The following is a 16,716-nucleotide window of genomic DNA, read 5'->3' on the forward strand; positions in this document are numbered from 1 at the left end:
CACTTTGCGCCCTGCGTTCCACGAAACGCGTTCGTGAACGGCGGGATCAAATTCTGACAATCCCATGACACTTCTCCTATGGCCATGATGGCCATAAGGTAGAACGCATTAGCCCAGCTCTGTCGCCCGCTGTTGCGAAATGGGCGTCCGGATCGACTGAACCGTAGGTATCGGCGAGGCGAGACGCAGTAACGTAGCGCGGACTTCGGCCAGAAGATCGGCCAAAGGACCGGCCAAATGGTCACTTCATAGCCCACTACACAGAGCATAAAGTGAAGCAAAAAGACGGAAAGCCGGCTATTCTTTGGCGAATGTGAGCATCAAGGAACCTGCTGAAAAAGATCGGCCAAACCTAGAGCAATGAATGTCGCCCCCCCAGATTGAGCCTGCACGGATCGACGCCCCGGCCGGCGATTTGCCCGATCCGGTCGCCGAAATAGCAGCCAGGGCCGAAGGTCTTGGGCGAGCACTTCATCCGCGGCCCTTCACGGACACTCCACTCTCTATTGCCGTTTCCCAGGGCCGAACCGGCAGCTCTCCCTTGCCGCATGCGGAAGTAGCGCCGCCCTGCTTACGGCCCCGCTCCGGTGGCGAGCAGCAACGAACCGGATGTTCACGATGATTGCGTGAAGCCGCGGAACTGGTTTCAATGCTGCGTGGTTGCGGGGCTACAGCCGGGTCATGTTCAGCCAGGCCCGTTCTCCGAGCCATATCTTTTCCAGCGCAACTGCGGCAGCTGCAGCTTCGAGTTCGTGCCCGAGACGCGCTTCCGTCTGGGCAAGACCATACAGTGCCCAACCGTTGTTGGGCGCCATGACCAACGCCTTGCGAAATGCCATGCGTGCGGCCTCAAACTGGCCCGTCGCGTAGAGCGCAGCGCCCCGTGAATGCGCGATCGGGAAATACCAATATGGAGGCTCATTGTAGGGAATGGTTGCCTCGATGGCCTCAGCCTGCTCGTAAAGAGCCACGGCCTTTGCGGGACTGCCTTGCCAATGTTCCCAGCGTGCCCGCGCGACCAGCGCGGCTAGCTGAAGGAGTTCCGGCGCGGGGAAGCCTGCATCGACCATCGCGGTTATCTCTGGCGAACCAGCCTGTGTCAGGATGGCAGCAACATGTTTGGCAAAGGCTTGGCTATTACCAGTCTGTGCCGCGGCCGTGGCCCGCGCGTATTGGCGCATTGCTTCGACATAAGGGAGCGGCGAACGTTCCTGGGTCGTCGCCATAATCGCCTCGGGGGATCCAAACTGGGCAATGGCGAACGCCGGTGCGGCATGGATGGCCTGCACCCAAGGCAATTGCCGGGCAGTCTCGACGTCCAATATCCGTGTCAGCCGGTCCGCCTCGGTCACCACTCGCCGCATGTCGCCGACCATTTGGGCGGACGTCAGCAGGAAGTGAACGTTGTGCGGATAGTAGCCGTAGCGGTAGAGGCCATCGTCCCCGGCCTGCGCCAGATAGGCTTCGTCGGCGCGCACCGCTGCCACGTTTGCCCGCATGGAATCGGCATAGCGGCCTACGCGGTAGTAGATATGTGCCGGCATGTGAACGAGATGCCCCAGGCTTCCCGGTGCCGCACCAGCGGCCAGCCTGTCCGCAGCGGCTTCTGCCTTGGCAGGCTGACTGGCTTCCATCAGGTGGACGTAGAGATGCGAGGCTTGCGGATGCTGCGGGTTACGCGTGCTCACCTTTTCGATCAGATCGATCGCACCGGCAATCTGCGGGCGCGGCTTGTCCGCAGCTTCCCAGTAATCCCAGGGTGTCGTGTTCATGGCGGCCTCGGCAGCAAGCACCGCGATGTCGTCGCTTTCGGGAAAGCGGGATGCCACGTCCTGCATGGCTGCAGCATAGGCTTCGTCGAGGCCCTTTCTATCCCCATTCCCATCACTGTATCGCAACGCCTGGGCCTGGATGAGCGCGCGCGCCACCGGGGAGGCCGTTGACGAGAGCGCCTCGGCCTTTTCAAGTGCCCTCAATGCAGCCCCGTTTTCATCAGCGTTCATGCCCGCATTGATGTTGGGGCCGTTGGCCATGGCCTCACCCCAAAAACACAGGGCACAGTCCGGAGCGGCCTCTTGCGCCATCCGAAACGACCGGATCGCGGCCTTGTGGTTGAAGCCATAGGCGAGTGCGAGACCCTGCGCGAAATAGCGTGCCGCGAGGCCCTGTAGCTCGGGCGCCGGCAAATCGGTTGGCGCCAGACCCGCATAGAGTTCCGTCCGTTCTTGTGTGAGGTGGCGCTGTTGCGACAGATCGTCGGCAAGGCGCAATCGGGTCTGCAACGTCGCTGCACTGTCACGGCCTCCCCGGCAGATCGAACGGCTTGCAACCGTCGGATCCAGTGCGGAAATTTGCGCCGCGCTAAATTTCGATTCTACTCCGCCGGTACTTGCTGCGGATAGTGCGATGGCCGCAGTAATAGACAAAAGAGTGCCATAGTAAGCTCGCATCCGACCCTCCTCCAAATATTGGAAAAGTCCGATTCATTGAAAATGTTGCGTGCTCATTGATACCACGCACCGAGCTTATTGGAGAGTGTTCTGGGAGGACTAAAAAAGAGGTCATCACCTTCTTCATGCAAAACCTCCAGCTCCAGTCAGTTTCGAACTTCCCAGATTCCTCTCAATCTTGCTGGATGCATTTTTCGGGACAGGGTCAGGTGAAATGTCGGACTGGGCGCGCCGCTTCCTGCCGGGCCTGCGCGCCATGCTGTTCGACGTCGAAGTCAGGTTCATGTGACCCGCTGCCCGGCGGCGGGGAGCGCCAGGATGAAGCCTCTTCAACCTCATGGTGAACACTAAGCCTGAAACCCTGCGCGGCGTCAGCGCCTTACTCGCAGACCTGCAAGGCTGCACGCTCCAAGGAAGGATGTCTTTGCGATGAAAGTCAGTATCGTTTTCGAAAGTGGCTATGGCCACACCGCCCGTGTCGCGCGCCATGTTGCCGATGGCGCCGCAAGTGTGGCGGGCACCGAGGTGGAACTGGTCGAGGTGGACGGCGAGGGCGAGGTCGATCTTGACGCGCTCGGCGCGAGCGATGCGATCATCTTCGGTTCGCCCACCTACAACGGCGCGTTGGGTTGGAAGCTGAAGCGCTTCTTCGAAAGCACCACGGGTCCTGTCTGGAGCGAACTCAAGTGGCGCGGCAAGGTCGCGGCGGGGTTCACCAATTCGGGCGCGGTGAGCGGAGACAAGCTGGGAACGCTGGTTTCACTGGCGCTCTTTGCTGCACAGCATGGCATGGTCTGGGTCAACCTTGACCTCCTGCCCGGGCATGGCGGCAAGGATGAGCTCAACCGTCTGGGGGGCTGGCTTGGCGTGATGACGCAGTCCGATGACGCGCCGCCCGAACAGACCCCGCCCGCAGGCGACCTCAGGACCGCCGAACACCTGGGCCGCCGGGTTGCCGAAACCGCGGCCAAGTTGCGCAGCTAGGACCGTTTCGCAAGCCGCTTGGCGTCCTGCGCCGGTGGCAAGCCGAATAGGCGCGCGTATTCGCGGCTGAATTGCGAGGCGCTTTCATAGCCCACCGCGAAGGCGGCCTTGGCAACTTCGCTGCCCGACAGGATTGCGCGCCGCGCCGCCTGGAGCCGCAGTGTCTTTTGGTACTGCAGCGGGCTCATCCCGGTAGCCTGGCGGAAATGGCGACGAAACGAGGCTTCGCTCATCCGCGCGCAGCTGGCCATGTCCTGGATCGGCACGCGCTCGTCCAGATGCCCGCGGATCCAGGTGATCGCGCGGCGTACCTGGGCGATGCGCGGATCGCTCGCGAGCAGCTGGTGCACAGCGGAAGACTGCGGCCCCTGCAACATGCGGTAGAGGATTTCCCGGCGCACGAGCGGGCCCAGTACGGCCATGTCGGCCTGCCGCTCGGCGGCCTGCAGGTCGAGCAGGCGCAGGCACGCCTCGAGCAGGCCCTCAGGAGCAGGGCCCAGGGCAAAGCACTTCGTTCGTTCCGGGGCAATCTCTCCGGCTTGCGTCGTGAGGTCGGCCAACGTTTCCCTGTCGAGTGCAACCATGATCGCCATGTAGGGCCGCGCCGGGCTGGCTTCGATGATCCGCCCCGTTACGGGAAGATCTATCGAGCCGACAAAGCAGCTTCCCGGCGAATAGGTCAGCGCATTGGCGCCAATGGTCACTTCCATCCGGCCCTGGAGGACCAGCGAGGCCATCGGCCCGTAAAGACGGGCGAGCGCACGGCCCGGATCACTGGCCGCGAAGAGCGAAACGCCCTCGATGATTTCCAACGTCACATCTGGCTGCGCAAGCAATCTAGCCCTGCCGCACAGCCTGTCCAGAAAATCGGGATCGACGCCTGCAGGTACCGGTGCAATTGGTTCATCGGCGCACCTTCGCGACACATCGCTTTGATCGGATTGGGCAAGAGTTCGATCGAAAGGTGTCTGGGTTTGCGCGTCGTCCATTCCTAGTTTTCTCCCTCAAGAATGAAGGAAAAACAAGGCGGCGCAGCCCGCCGGTTTCTTTCATCCATCCATCTGGCGTGGCGGTTCCCTTCGCAGCGTGTCCGGATCAGGTGCTTTGCACCCCCGATTTCGGCCATGCGTGACGGGACCTCCCGCCATCCCTTCGGGTCGCAAACCTAACGCATGAATTCAGGAGATACAGGCATGGCACAGCCCATTCGTACAGGCTTCATCGGCCTCAATCCGGACAGCCACTGGGCCGCCACCGCACACCTGCCCGCGCTCGCTTCGCTGGGCGACACCTACGAAGTCGTCGGCGTGGCGAACAGCACGCCCGAGAGCGGACGCAAGACGGCCGAGGCGCTTGGCCTTGCCCACGCCTTCGCGAGCCCGGCGGACCTCGTGGCCTCGGACCAGATCGACCTCGTGGTCGTAACCGTCAAGGTGCCGCTTCACCTCGAACTTGTGACCCTCGCCCTCGAGGCGGGCAAGCATGTCTATTGCGAATGGCCGCTGGGCAACGGGCTGGACGAAGCGCGTCAGCTGACCGAACTGGCCGAGAGGCAGGGCGTTGTGGCCGTTGCGGGCACCCAGGCGCGCGCCGCGCTCGAAATCGTTCACCTCAAGCAGCTGATCGCCGATGGCTATGTCGGCAAGGTACTGTCCACCTCGGTCATCGGTTCGGGCGGGAACTGGGCAAATACCACCAGCGCCGATCTCTACTACCTGTTCGACGCCGCCAACGGGGCGACCATGCTCGATATCCCGATGGGCCATACCTTGGCCGCCATGCGTGACGTACTGGGCGAATTCGGCGCCCTCGAAGCCGTGCTGCGCAGCAATTTCGATACGGTAACGGTGACCGACACCGGCGAGAGCAAGCCCAAGACCGCGGCCGATCAGATCCTCGTCCAGGGCACGATGGCGAGCGGGACGGCCTGCTCCATCCACTACCGTGGCGGGACTTCGCGAGGCACCAACCTGCTCTGGGAGATCAACGGGACCGAAGGCGACATCCAGGTTACCGCCGAGCTTGGTCATGCCCAGATGGTCCAGCTCACCGTGCGCGGCGCGCGCGGCGAGGACACCGAACTGGCTGACCTGATGCCGGACCCGGCGCTCTACGAAGGCAGGCCCGAGTTTCCCGGTGCACGCAATGTCGCCGGCGTCTACGCGCTCTTGGCCGAAGACATCCGCACAGGTACCCGCACGGCCCCAGACTTTCGCGACGCCATGGAACTTCATGGCGTGCTGGACAAGATCGCACGGTCGGCGAAGCGCAGCATGTAATCGGGCCCACGCGCTCGCCTTTGGCCTGGTCTAGGGCGCCGTGGCGCTCCGGAACAGCGGGCCGAGGATGAGGCGCACGGCAGCCGGAAAACGCCGAGCGAAGGCATGGGCGGCGTAGGCGGGCTTCAGGTCGTCGGGAATGGTGGCGGGATCGCGCTGCGCGGAAAGGTCCGACTGGGCCGCGCCCTGCATCGCCAGCATCAGCACCGAGGCGGCATCGCGCGCCTCTTCGCTCGGGGCCCCGGTCAGGTTTGCGATCACCTCGCCGACCCGCGCGCCCAGCGCAAACATGCGCCGCTTGGCGGCGAACAGCGGCTCGTCCGCGACGTTGATGTCGATGACGGACATCAGCCGGGCCAGCAGCGGCAGGAACAGCGGTACCTCCTGGGGGGCCCGGGCCATGACGTCGAGCAGGTTGGCAGCGTCCGCCTCGCTCTCGATGCGCACAACAAGGTCCTCCAGGGCGGTCTCGAACAAAGCCAGGAACAGCTCTTCCTTGCTGCGGACGTAGAGGTAGAGCGTCCCCTTCGAAAGGTCCGCGCGGCGCGCCAGCTCGTTCATGGTGACGCCTTCAAAGCCGTCCTTGCCGATCATCGCACGCGCTGCCGCGAGGATCTCGGCCTTGCGCGCCTCCTTCTCTGCGTCCGAGCGCGCCCTTTTCCTGTTTTCAGCCAGCGGCATGCAACTTCTTCCCCGGAAACACTTTTAAACTTGATAACTGACCAACGGTCACATTATATCCGACCCAAGGTCATTTATCCATCGCTCTCGACGCCACCCCTGACGGGAGGTCGGGAGTTGCCGACACAACCAAGTGACAGATGCGGGCACCATGGCCGTCATAGGTTCGCATTTCTGCAAAGCCAACGCCGCAAACCCCTGCCTGCATCCCTTGCCAATGCCTGGAGCCTGACATGTCCGATCGCCCGCTTCGTCCTTTCGGTGCCATGAGCCGCCGTGCCACCCTTGCCACGGGCGCGGCCGGGGCCGCCGTGGTGCTTGCTGCCTGCTCGCAGGCCAAGCCGCTGATCTCCGCATCCGCGTCCCCCGAGGTGGCGACCAAGGCGGGCACTGTGCGCGGCGAGCGGGTCGAGAACGTCTACCGCTTCCTCGGCATTCCCTATGCGCAAGCCATTTCGGGTCGCAACCGATTTGCCCCGCCGCAGCCTGTCGCGCCCTGGGATGGGGTGCGCGAAGCGCTGCGCTACGCCCCGTCCTCGCCGCAGCAGGCTTCGGACCCGACCGGCGGCTCGCCGGTCACGCCCGCCTTCGATCCGCCCGCCTACGTCCAGTCGGGCGACGAATGCCTCGCGCTCAATGTGTGGACGCCCGAAGGCGCGGATGGCTCGCTGCCGGTCATGGTCTGGCTTCACGGCGGGGGCTGGACGAGCGGCAGCGGCTCCTGCGCGATCTATGACGGGGCGAACCTTGCCGCGCGCGGCGACGTGGTGGTCGTCACCATCAACCACCGCCTCGGCGCCTCGGGCCTGACCGACTTCTCGCGTGTGCTCGGCGAAGACTTTGCCGACAGCGCGAACCTTTCCATCAAGGACATGGTCGCCGCGCTCGAATGGGTGAAGGCGAACATCGCGGCCTTTGGCGGCAACCCCGATCTCGTCACGATCTTCGGGGAATCGGGCGGGGGCTGGAAGGTCAATACCCTGCTGGGAAGTCCGGTGGCCAAGGGCCTGTTCCACCGCGCCGTGGTCGAGAGCGGCCCGCTTACCCGCTTTGCCAGCCACGAGGAGGCCGACGAAGTGGCGCGCGGGGTTCTCGAAGCTCTCGAAATCACGCCCGAGACCGCCGACAAACTCCACGAGATCACCTTCGAGCAACTTCTCGAAGCCGAGGCCGCGGTCATGGCGAAGACCCCGATGTCGATGCGCGCGCCAGGCTTTCCCAGCGGTTTCTGGCCGGTGCTCGAAGAGGGTGTCCTGCCCGCGCACGTCTACGATCCCGTCGCCGCGCCGAGCAGCCACGATGTGCCGCTGATGGCCGGCCAGACGGGTACCGAGATGTCGCTGTTCATGCTGGGCGACAAGGCCGCCTACACGCTCGATCCGGCAGGGCTCGAGGCGCGCGTGGGCGAAATGTTCGATAGCGACGCCGCGAAGGTGCTGACCACCTACCGTGCCGCCTTCCCGGACTACGTGCCCTCCGCGCTGTGGTTCCGGATCGTCTCGGACTACATGATGGGTGCGCTCAGCAGCGCGGTGCTCGATGCGCGCGCGCGCGTAGAGGGCGGCGCGCCCGTCCATGCCTACCGCTTCGACTGGATGAGCCCCATCGCGGATGGCAAGCTGTTCTCGCCGCACACCATGGAGATCCCTTTTGTCTTCGCCAACGTGGAGACCAAGGCGGGCCGCACCATGACCGGCGGCGGCGAGGAAGCCGTCGCTCTGGCCAAGGTGGTATCCGAGGCCTGGGTGACTTTTGCCAGGACCGGGGCCCCGGCGGCACCCGGCCTGCCCGAATGGCCTGTCTATACCCGAGAGGGCCGCGAGGCGATGCATCTGGCACCGACCAGCGCGGCCGGCCCCTACATGCCGCCCGAGATGGCGGCGCTGTTCCATGACAAGCTGTGGAGCGCGGCGGGTCTTTCCTGATCCTTCGTCCGGCTTCTCTTCCTCTCTGAATTCGCGTGGCGGCCCCTTGGCGCGCCCGCCTGCAAGGACACGTTCGATGTGCAAGATCTGTGATGCTGCGCCCTCCGGCGATCTCCTTTCCCCCAAGGCCAGCCATGATGCGGGACGGCGCGGCTTCCTGAAGGGCGCCGCGGGCCTGGGGGCTGGCGCGGCGACTGTCGGGCTTGCCGCGAATGCCAGCGCTGCGGCGAAGGCCGTTTCGGGAAATCTGACCGCTGCGCGCACACTGACCGGCTACGGTGTCCCCGCAGGCGGCGGCGCGGTCCGCGCGATTCCGCTCGAACGTCGCGCGCTCGGTCCCCGCGACGTCGCCATCGAGACGATGTACTGCGGCGTGTGCCACTCCGACATCCACACCATTCGCGGCGAGTGGGGCCCGGTGCGTGGGACGACTGTGCCCGGGCACGAGATCGTCGGCCGGGTCGTGGGCGTGGGCGCGCAGGTCACCCGCTTTCGCGTAGGCGACACGGCGGGCGTGGGCTGCATGGTCGACAGCTGCGGCACCTGCGCGAACTGCACCGCGGACCTCGAACAGTACTGCCTCAACGGCGCGACCTGGACGTACGGCTCCAAGGCGGACGTGCCGGGCGGTGTGACGCAAGGGGGCTGGTCGCAAGGCGTTACCGTCACCGAGCATTTTGCCATCCGCATGCCCCAGACCGGCAACCTTGCCGCAATGGCGCCGCTGCTGTGCGCAGGCGTCACCACCTTTTCCCCGCTCCACCACTGGAACATCGCCAGGGGCATGCGCGTAGGTGTTGTCGGGATCGGCGGGCTTGGCCACCTCGCCGTGAAGCTGGCCGCTGCCGAGGGCGCGGACGTTACCATGTTCACCACCTCGCAGGGCAAGTTGGCCGATGCCGCCACGCTCGGCGCGAAGGAGGCCGTGCTCACCGGCGATGCGGGCGCCATGCAGGCCCATGCCGGGCGCTATGATCTCATCATCTCGACGATCCCGGAGAGCTACGCGGTCGCGCCCTATGCTTCGCTGCTTGCGCTCGACGGGACGCTGGTCAGCGTGGGCACGCCGCTCGAGCTGCAGAACGTGATGGGCGGATCGCTGTGGGGGCAGCGCCGCTCGCTTGCCTCCTCGCTGATCGGCGGCATCGCCGAGACCCAGCGGGTGATCGACTATTGCGGCGCGCGCCGTATCACGGCCGACATCGAGATGATCAAGCCCGACCAGATCGAGGCCGCGATTGCCCGCGTGAAGGGCAAGGACGTGCGCTACCGCTTCGTGATCGACCTGACCTGACAATCTTCCGCTGCCCTCCCGGCACCATAAGAAGGATACACCATGAAACGCGCCTCCACCGTCCTGGCTCTTGTGGTCGCGACCGCCTGCACGAGCGCCGTCCAAGCCCAGGAGGTGGAGCCGCGCCAGGCCGCTCCGGGCGGACCGGACCGGGTCATCGTGGGCATGGGGGCCGCTGTCATCCCCGTCTACCAGGGCTCGGACGAGTACCGTGTGCTGCCGCTTCCCGCGCTCGATGTCGCGGTGGGGCCGTTCTTTGCCAACATGCGCAACGGCATCGGGGCCAAGGCGATCGAGACCCGCGACGTCACGCTGGGCGCGAGCGTCACGCTGACCCCGGGCTACCGCCGCCGGGATGTCCCCGAGGGCGTCGACCACATCAACTACGGTGCGGGCGCGCGTATCTTCGCGACGGCGCGACTGGGCGGGGTGATCGCCAATCTGGGCGGCACCCAGGGCTTTGCCGGGGGCACGCGCGGCACTACGGTGGATGGCAGCCTGGCCTATCCGGTTGCCATGTCCGACCGCCTCACCCTGATCCCGGCGCTCGCCACCACCTGGGGCAATGCGAAGAACAACGACCGTTACTTCGGGATCGACCAGGTCGAGGCGACCAACTCGGGCCTAGATCGCTTCGAGCCGGGGGCAGGCTTCATCGACGCCTCGGCCTCGCTGACAGCCTCCTACAGCCTGACCGACCGGCTGACCGCAAGCGGGAGCGTCGGGGTTACGCGGCTCTTGGGCGATGTGCACCGCAGTCCGCTGGTCGAACACCGCACGCAGCCAACAGGCTTCTTCTCGATTACCTATCGTCTCGGGCGGATCCTCTGACGCGACGAGTAATTTGGATCTACATCAGAAGGGCAGCGCTCGGATACAGCGATTTCACCTCCCGATTGCCGGAGGCACTGTCCGGCAAGACCCAGCTCCGTCCGGCCGTCATGAGCCTCTTATCAGTAGGTTGAAAACGGCGTGTCTGGCGAGTTGAATAGCCTGGTTGGGTGCCTGACGGCCGTTTCTACCCTCGACCCTTCCCGGTCGTACAGACGCCGATTTTCAGTCACCAGGTGCGGACCGTCCGCTAACCGGCATGTGTCGACCAGTTCTAGTCATTGGCTATCGAGGATGGAATGGCAGATCCGACCGCAACCCGCCGTTCACCCGATCTTTTCATTGAGGGTGGCAAATCGGCGGGCGTCTGTGCTGCGCGATAAAGCGTCGCGTCTATCAGATTACGTTGTGAGCGCACCCTTGTAACTCGTGATCGCGCGGGCGAGAACGCCGCTTCAAGTTGAAAGCTGGTCGTACTGGAATGCACACCCGGCAAGAACTTCGGTCGGTTGATAGTCTCCGCTCCAACCTCGGCTACGACCACGTTCGGAGATAAGATGAAGGTTTTTTCGAGCCCGCGACGACACCACGTAAATAAGCTTCTTCGCTGCATCGACCTGATCCGAGTCACTGAAATGCGGCACCATCCCTTCCAACAGCCCATAGGCGATCACCGCGTCATACTCGGCGCCCTTGACTCCGTGGATCGTAGACACGGTGATACCAGTCCGTCCCGCAAATACTTTTTTGAACATCGCCAATTCGGCAATCGCCGCAGAGCCTTCATTCACGAGCCGGTCGATGCGCTTTTGTGAGCTTCCAAAGAAGGCGTCATGATGTTCTTGGAGCGAAACGCAAGCGTGGCGGTCGATGCCGAGCGCCACGCATAGCTCGTCGAAGAACGCTCGGAGGAAGACGAGGCCGTCAGTCTCGGCGATAGTGATGGCGTTGCAGGCGCGCAGCAGTGTCTTGCGATCCAGCTCCGGAATATCGATACCTGCGTCACCCAGACCGGCGATTACCTCGCCTGCCCATCGCATTCGGCGCACGTAGAGTTGTGGAGAGGCCTCCGTCAGGACTATCCGGGCGAGCTTGTACCAAAAATTATCGACGTCGCGCGCGAAGGGCACCATGCCGGGGCCGTCGAACGAATAGGCCGGAAGAGCAGCGACCAACCGCCGCGTCATACTTGCCAGATGGACCCACCAAGGGGCGACGATACAAACCTCGTGCGGCGCAATGCCCAGCGTTTCGACATTGTATTTGATCAGTTTTACGAGCTCGACATCCAGCGCGTCGCGGTGGGTATCCTGATCGAACGACACCACGCTTGGATAATTCCGATTCGTGCCGACCGCCTCGATTTTCGCGGGCAACACATTGTAATTGCCGAAATAACTTACGATGCGAGACGACGATCGGTAATTGTCCGATAGGTCCATCTCCTTGAACGCGATCCCGCAACGAGTGCCAAAGTCGTGCGCAGTGATCGCGTAGCCACCGAGCGAGCCATAGATCGCCTGATTTGGGTCTCCTACGACGAAGGCGGACGCAGCGCCCTTGGACGCCTTCAGGATAGAGGCGAGGATTGCATATTGGATCTCCCGCGTGTCCTGAAATTCATCTACAAGTACACACTCGAAGATCGACCCGAGTAAAACACTAATTGATGGGTTTTTCTCTATAAGTTGGTAGGCATAAAATAGGATCAGTTCGAAATCGACCTGCCGCTCTTCACGAAGGGTTTTCCAGTACGACCGCAAGACCCCTTTGATCGCCTCATGTTTTTCAGTCCTGTTGCAGGTCAAGACGACGCCCGTCGGCTTGAAATAGTAAGCGCAGTCGAAGCTCGTGAGCATTGTTCCCTGCACAGCACCGCACAGCTCTTCGTGCATGCACTCGGTGTCATGGGCGTTGATCACTCGAAAGCCGTGCTTGAGTGCCGGGTGATAAATGCCGTAGGGCTTAAGTATCCACTCAAGGCAGAAGGAGTGGATCGTGCCGATCCACAACTGGCTCGTATCGACGCCGAGCTGCTCGATCCGTTCGTGGATTTCGTCCGCTGCCCGATGCGTGTAGGTTATCGCGACAATGCGCTTCTTGTCCGATTTTAGCTCTGACAGCAGACGGGCGATCTTGTAGGTGAGAGTTCTCGTTTTGCCGCTTCCTGGGCAGGCGACAAGAAAGACGCTGCCCGGTTGCTCTATGGCCGCGACCTGGGCATCGTTTAGATCCTTCTCGTTCCAAACAAACATCTCAGAAGCTCGCCAGGATCGTATTGATGCCATCGGCGGGGAAGGCCTTGAGCATCTCGGCCCGGACCCCACCAAAATCGATTTCGCCGCGACGGTAACGACCGATTTGCACGCGCATCGCGGCGATGTCTCCGTCTGGGTGTAGCTGGGAATTAGCGAGCAATGACAGCCGATAGTCCAGCACGCTCGCCCACGTCTGGACGGAGACTGGGACATGCACCTTGAAGATTGCGTCGAGAATGTAATCAGGAATGACGGTCTCTGGCGTGATCATGCGTCCAAGAATGATCGCAAACCAGCCCTTGCCGGCGTAGCGAGCCATTGTAAGCACGCGCGTGCCAAAGCACGCAATGTCGCTCGATTCCAGCTCTGCCTTGGATGCCGCGATAGTGCTTGCATCCTTATAGACATCCCCCAATACCGAAACGATGGTGTCAACATTTCCGGCAGAGACAAAATCGACCTCAAAGGTGTGATCGGCGAAATGCGCCGTCAGCCAAGGATTGCCATCGCACAACAGCTTGAGGGCCGCTTCGCGCCGCAAACCTGCAACCTGTGACCCCAGCGCCTTCTTCTTCGCGGCGGCCTCCTCCTCGTCGTCTAGGGTATCCACAGTGGTATCGATGAAGGCGCGGTCCAGATCGGTGATGATTGCGCAGCGCTTGCGTATGCGATTGTCGTGAAAGAGGACTGCCACATTCTCGAAGCCGGTGCTGCGGATGTTGATCAGGCTGATCCCAAGCTCGTCCAAACTCAGCCCAAAGACCTTCTTTACGAGAATCGGGATGAGGATTTCTTCGGCGTCACCTTCAACCAGCACCACGCTCTTGGCGAAAAGCAGGTTACTGCGAACCGCATCGAGATAGCGTTGGATGTTGCCGATCTGGCCGGTGTCTAGGCCAGCAGACGGCTGAAACACCTCGCATCGTCCACCGTGCCGGCCGAGGATATTGATGTTCTCGACATTGCTGACCTCAGAAATGTGGGTCGAGTGGGTCGAATAAATGATCTGGGTAGCGTCAAAGTTTAGCCGGTCGAACAGCGTCTTCTGAATGTGAGTGTGGATGTGCGCCTCTGGCTCCTCGATCACGAGGAAGTTGGCGAAGGACTCCTTCTCCTTCTGATATTTGAATTCGAGCAGCTTCAGTGTCAGATAGATGAGGTTGGCACCGCCTAGACTCAGCTCGTGGATCCCGCCCTCATGTTGCTCCTCGCTCTCACCGACGAACAGCTTGAGCGACTGAAACAGGCGGTCCGGCTCGTCGGGCAGACCCGAGCGGATCGAAAGTGACCGGGGCGAGTAGGTCCCGCCCGCCGCGTCGGTGATGGTTTCGCGGATATCGGCACGAATTGTGCCGACATCAGGAAGGTCCACGATCGCATCATTGAGATCTTTGACGAGCTTGCCGATTGGCTCGAAACTCTGCGGATCTATCTCGCCACTCCGGCTTTTGAGCAGAGTCAGCAATGGATTAGTGCGATTATTCTGAAAATCAGCGACAACATCGCGCAGCGCTTGCACGAAGGTGAAGCAGACCTCGCGCGAGATTGAGAGCATGCCAGGGATGATGCCCCCAATAGCAGGATTGGTCAGTTCTTTAGGAAACTCCACCGCATCGAAGTCACCGACCAGCTGCTTGTAGGTAGCGGGATCAAGGAAATCCGCCGGACTCTTGCCCGTGAAGATGGTTTCGTAATCCGCGATGGTGATCTTGGACCGCGCCTTGATGAGGCCAGCGGTATCGCCGGCGGTAAGGTCGGCTAGGCTTTGCCGAATCGCCGCCTTAGGTCGGAAGATAAGGTTGTAGGTTGCCTTACTGATCACGCCGTCTGCGATGTTTCCGGTTCCATGCAGGAAGAGCGACTGTATCGCCTCATCCTGAGATACCTCATCGAACTCGAGGCTGATGATCATCCAATGACCCCGCCAGTCGCCGAGACCCCGGTGGAAATCATTCTCATCGAGCCGATATGCCGAGCGTAGCAGCGTATCGTCGAGCAAGAGACGCAGCGCGCGGAATAGGTTGGTTTTGCCCGACCCGTTCTCGCCAATGATCGTATTGACGCCCTTGTTGAAAACGACGTTCGCGCGCTCGAAATTCCGGTAATTGACAAGCTGCAGCCTTGAAATGTGCACGAACTACTTCCCCGTTTGATCCATTAAACTGTTAATTCGGCCTGCCCGAGAAGCGGTTATAGGCGTCCATCCGGTGGCGTAAGCGTCGAACGCGGGATAAGGCATCGCTGGACGCGATAGTCGTCACTAGCGCTAAGAATTTTGGCCAAATCTGACAGCTTGGGTGCGTCGTCGCTCATCGGGTTTGCCTTTACCAAGGCCGTAAGCCGAAGGGCAGTACTTTTGTAGCGGGTGGCAACTTCTCGGTGCTGCGATCCAGCGTTTCACTCGAGTGCACGCTTGGCGATCATCTGAATGTCCGATCTTGCCGGCCGTTGTCATCACATAGATTCGATCCGAGAGTCCGGTTTCCTGTTTTCGCGCTCCGAAGCGGACCGAGCGCAAAGTCCCAGCCTCAGTCTTCAACCGAGTGGCAGGTTCTGGGCGCATGTGTGCTGCTGCCTGCCTTCATGTGCATCTGCTGTGATCGGGCGTGCTTTGGAGGCGCGGCGTCGGCTTCCACACGAAGAAGCAAGAAGGCGCGATACGCCAAGGGCGACTGATCCGCCGCGTCCATGCTGGGGACCTTGATTGAAAAGCAGACCAATCAACGCTTTCGACGCGACTTCAGAAGTTCAAGGGTGTTTTTCAGATCAGTGACTTCAAAGGAACGTCCGGGTCGGCGAGCTGGTCGACATCGACCTTCGCGCCCGCTTCGACCAGCCTGCGGCCCTGGACGTAGTCCTTGACCATGTTGACGCTGTCGATCGCGGCGACACGCCCCGCGCGTAGGTACACCACCGAGAACTTGCGGGTGTCCGGATCGCCGCGCACCACGGTGGTGTCGAAGTCCTTGTTGATCCCCGCTGTCTGCAGTTTCAGGTCATACTGGTTCGACCAGAACCACGGAAAAGCCTTGTAGGGCTGTTCATCTCCGCACAGCGCCCTGGCCACGCAGGTCGCCATGTCGTTGGCGTTCTGCACCGATTCCACGCGCATGACATCGCCGCCCGCAAACCCGCAGGCAAAGGCCGCACAGTCGCCGATGGCGTAGATGTCGGGGAGCGAGGTGCGGCAGTATTCATCCACATCGACGCCATTGGCCCCGGCCGCGCCTGCAGCGATCAGCGGGCCGACGGCGGGCACGATGCCAATGCCCACGATCACCGCCTCGGCGGGAAGGACCGAACCATCGGCAAGCTTGACCCCGGTGACCTTCTTGCCGTCGCCTTCGAGACATTCGACCGCAACGCCCGTGCGCAGGTCCACCCCCTGCGCACGGTGCTCCTTCTCATAGAAGGCGGAAAGCTCCTCACCCGCCACGCGCGCAAGGACGCGCGGCAGCGCTTCGAGGAGCGTGACCTCCAGGCCCAGCTTGGCCAGCACGGCAGCGGCCTCAAGGCCGATGTAGCCCCCGCCGATCACCACCACCTTGCGGATGCCCGCAGCGACTTCGTCCATCAGCGTGTCGCAGTCAGCGCGCGTGCGCACCGCATGGACACCGGCCAGATCGGCGCCCGAGCATGACAGGCGTCGCGGATCGCCGCCGGCCGCCCAGACCAGCTTGCCGTATTCGAAGGTCTCGCCGTCCGAGAGCTTCAAGGTATGCGCCCTCGGATCGACCTCGATGACCTCGCAGTCGAGGCGAAAGGTCACGTCCTTTTCGGCCCAGAACGTGGGCGGACGGATGTAGAGGCGGTCGAAGGTCTTCTCGCGCGCGAAGTACTCCTTGGAGAGCGGCGGACGCTCGTAGGGGTACTCCGGCTCGCGCCCGATCACCGTGATCGAGCCTTCAAAACCGCTCTGGCGCAGGGCCAGCACACATTGGGCGCCGCCGTGTCCGGCGCCCACGATGACGACATCTGAGGGGGGCATTTTATCTCCTGGCCGTTCGTCGGCCG

11 protein-coding genes are annotated in these 16,716 nt (G+C 62.4%); 5 read left to right on the plus strand and 6 right to left on the minus strand.

Annotated elements, in window-relative coordinates; genetic code table 11:
• Positions 1-668 precede the first annotated feature (668 nt).
• Positions 669-2,450, minus strand: coding sequence for a tetratricopeptide repeat protein (locus tag MTR65_RS15575; protein WP_243801783.1), 1,782 nt, complete (start codon positions 2,448-2,450; stop codon positions 669-671).
• A gap of 429 nt (positions 2,451-2,879) precedes the next feature.
• On the opposite strand from MTR65_RS15575, the gene MTR65_RS15580 reads away from it, so the two are divergent.
• Entirely contained in the window at positions 2,880-3,434 is a 555-nt protein-coding gene (locus MTR65_RS15580) for a flavodoxin family protein (RefSeq protein ID WP_243801785.1), read from the plus strand.
• Here MTR65_RS15580 and MTR65_RS15585 read toward each other — a convergent pair.
• Positions 3,431-4,423, minus strand: a complete 993-nt coding sequence (locus tag MTR65_RS15585; protein WP_243801787.1) for an AraC family transcriptional regulator — start codon at positions 4,421-4,423, stop codon at positions 3,431-3,433. The two genes, MTR65_RS15580 and MTR65_RS15585, sit on opposite strands and share 4 nt — an antisense overlap.
• 204 nt (positions 4,424-4,627) lie before the next feature.
• Between MTR65_RS15585 and MTR65_RS15590 the strand changes: the two genes are divergently transcribed.
• The gene (locus MTR65_RS15590) at positions 4,628-5,713 is read left to right on the plus strand and encodes a Gfo/Idh/MocA family protein (protein ID WP_243801789.1); all 1,086 of its coding nucleotides are present in this window, start codon (positions 4,628-4,630) and stop codon (positions 5,711-5,713) included.
• Positions 5,714-5,743: 30 nt separating this feature from the next.
• On the opposite strand, the gene MTR65_RS15595 is transcribed toward MTR65_RS15590, so the two are convergent.
• Complete coding sequence (locus MTR65_RS15595) at positions 5,744-6,394, minus strand: TetR/AcrR family transcriptional regulator (protein WP_243801791.1); 651 nt, start codon at positions 6,392-6,394, stop codon at positions 5,744-5,746.
• 233 nt (positions 6,395-6,627) lie between these two features.
• On the opposite strand from MTR65_RS15595, the gene MTR65_RS15600 reads away from it, so the two are divergent.
• The 3 genes from MTR65_RS15600 (at position 6,628) to MTR65_RS15610 (ending at position 10,444) form a co-directional block, all read left to right on the plus strand.
• Positions 6,628-8,319 (plus strand): carboxylesterase/lipase family protein, encoded by a 1,692-nt coding sequence (locus tag MTR65_RS15600; RefSeq protein WP_243801793.1) that lies wholly within the window; start codon positions 6,628-6,630, stop codon positions 8,317-8,319.
• A gap of 76 nt (positions 8,320-8,395) precedes the next feature.
• Entirely contained in the window at positions 8,396-9,613 is a 1,218-nt protein-coding gene (locus MTR65_RS15605; protein WP_243801795.1) for an NAD(P)-dependent alcohol dehydrogenase, read from the plus strand.
• A 42-nt stretch (positions 9,614-9,655) separates the two neighbouring features.
• Positions 9,656-10,444 (plus strand): MipA/OmpV family protein, encoded by a 789-nt coding sequence (locus MTR65_RS15610; protein WP_243801797.1) that lies wholly within the window; start codon positions 9,656-9,658, stop codon positions 10,442-10,444.
• Between the two features lie 455 nt (positions 10,445-10,899).
• Here the strand turns inward: MTR65_RS15610 and MTR65_RS15615 are convergent, their stop codons facing one another.
• The 3 genes from MTR65_RS15615 to MTR65_RS15625 form a co-directional block, all read right to left on the minus strand.
• Complete coding sequence (locus tag MTR65_RS15615) at positions 10,900-12,699, minus strand: UvrD-helicase domain-containing protein (RefSeq protein WP_243801799.1); 1,800 nt, start codon at positions 12,697-12,699, stop codon at positions 10,900-10,902.
• A 1-nt stretch (position 12,700) separates the two neighbouring features.
• A complete protein-coding gene (locus MTR65_RS15620) occupies positions 12,701-14,836 on the minus strand; it encodes an ATP-dependent nuclease (protein WP_243801801.1) in 2,136 nt (711 codons plus the stop codon).
• Positions 14,837-15,463: 627 nt separating this feature from the next.
• Positions 15,464-16,690, minus strand: a complete 1,227-nt coding sequence (locus MTR65_RS15625) for an NAD(P)/FAD-dependent oxidoreductase (RefSeq protein ID WP_243801803.1) — start codon at positions 16,688-16,690, stop codon at positions 15,464-15,466.
• Positions 16,691-16,716 lie beyond the last annotated feature (26 nt).

Origin of the sequence: Novosphingobium mangrovi, assembly GCF_022818885.1 — a bacterium.
GTDB classification, from domain to species: domain Bacteria; phylum Pseudomonadota; class Alphaproteobacteria; order Sphingomonadales; family Sphingomonadaceae; genus Novosphingobium; species Novosphingobium mangrovi.

What these genes read in the sequence shown, in the direction of transcription:
- MTR65_RS15600 (WP_243801793.1), top strand. Translation starts at nt 6,628, where the DNA reads ATGTCCGATCGCCCGCTTCGTCCTTTCGGTGCCATGAGCCGCCGTGCC.
- MTR65_RS15575 (WP_243801783.1), bottom strand. Translation starts at nt 2,450, where the DNA reads ATGCGAGCTTACTATGGCACTCTTTTGTCTATTACTGCGGCCATCGCA.
- MTR65_RS15605 (WP_243801795.1), top strand. Translation starts at nt 8,396, where the DNA reads ATGTGCAAGATCTGTGATGCTGCGCCCTCCGGCGATCTCCTTTCCCCC.
- MTR65_RS15580 (WP_243801785.1), top strand. Translation starts at nt 2,880, where the DNA reads ATGAAAGTCAGTATCGTTTTCGAAAGTGGCTATGGCCACACCGCCCGT.
- MTR65_RS15585 (WP_243801787.1), bottom strand. Translation starts at nt 4,423, where the DNA reads ATGGACGACGCGCAAACCCAGACACCTTTCGATCGAACTCTTGCCCAA.
- MTR65_RS15615 (WP_243801799.1), bottom strand. Translation starts at nt 12,699, where the DNA reads ATGTTTGTTTGGAACGAGAAGGATCTAAACGATGCCCAGGTCGCGGCC.
- MTR65_RS15595 (WP_243801791.1), bottom strand. Translation starts at nt 6,394, where the DNA reads ATGCCGCTGGCTGAAAACAGGAAAAGGGCGCGCTCGGACGCAGAGAAG.
- MTR65_RS15590 (WP_243801789.1), top strand. Translation starts at nt 4,628, where the DNA reads ATGGCACAGCCCATTCGTACAGGCTTCATCGGCCTCAATCCGGACAGC.
- MTR65_RS15625 (WP_243801803.1), bottom strand. Translation starts at nt 16,690, where the DNA reads ATGCCCCCCTCAGATGTCGTCATCGTGGGCGCCGGACACGGCGGCGCC.
- MTR65_RS15610 (WP_243801797.1), top strand. Translation starts at nt 9,656, where the DNA reads ATGAAACGCGCCTCCACCGTCCTGGCTCTTGTGGTCGCGACCGCCTGC.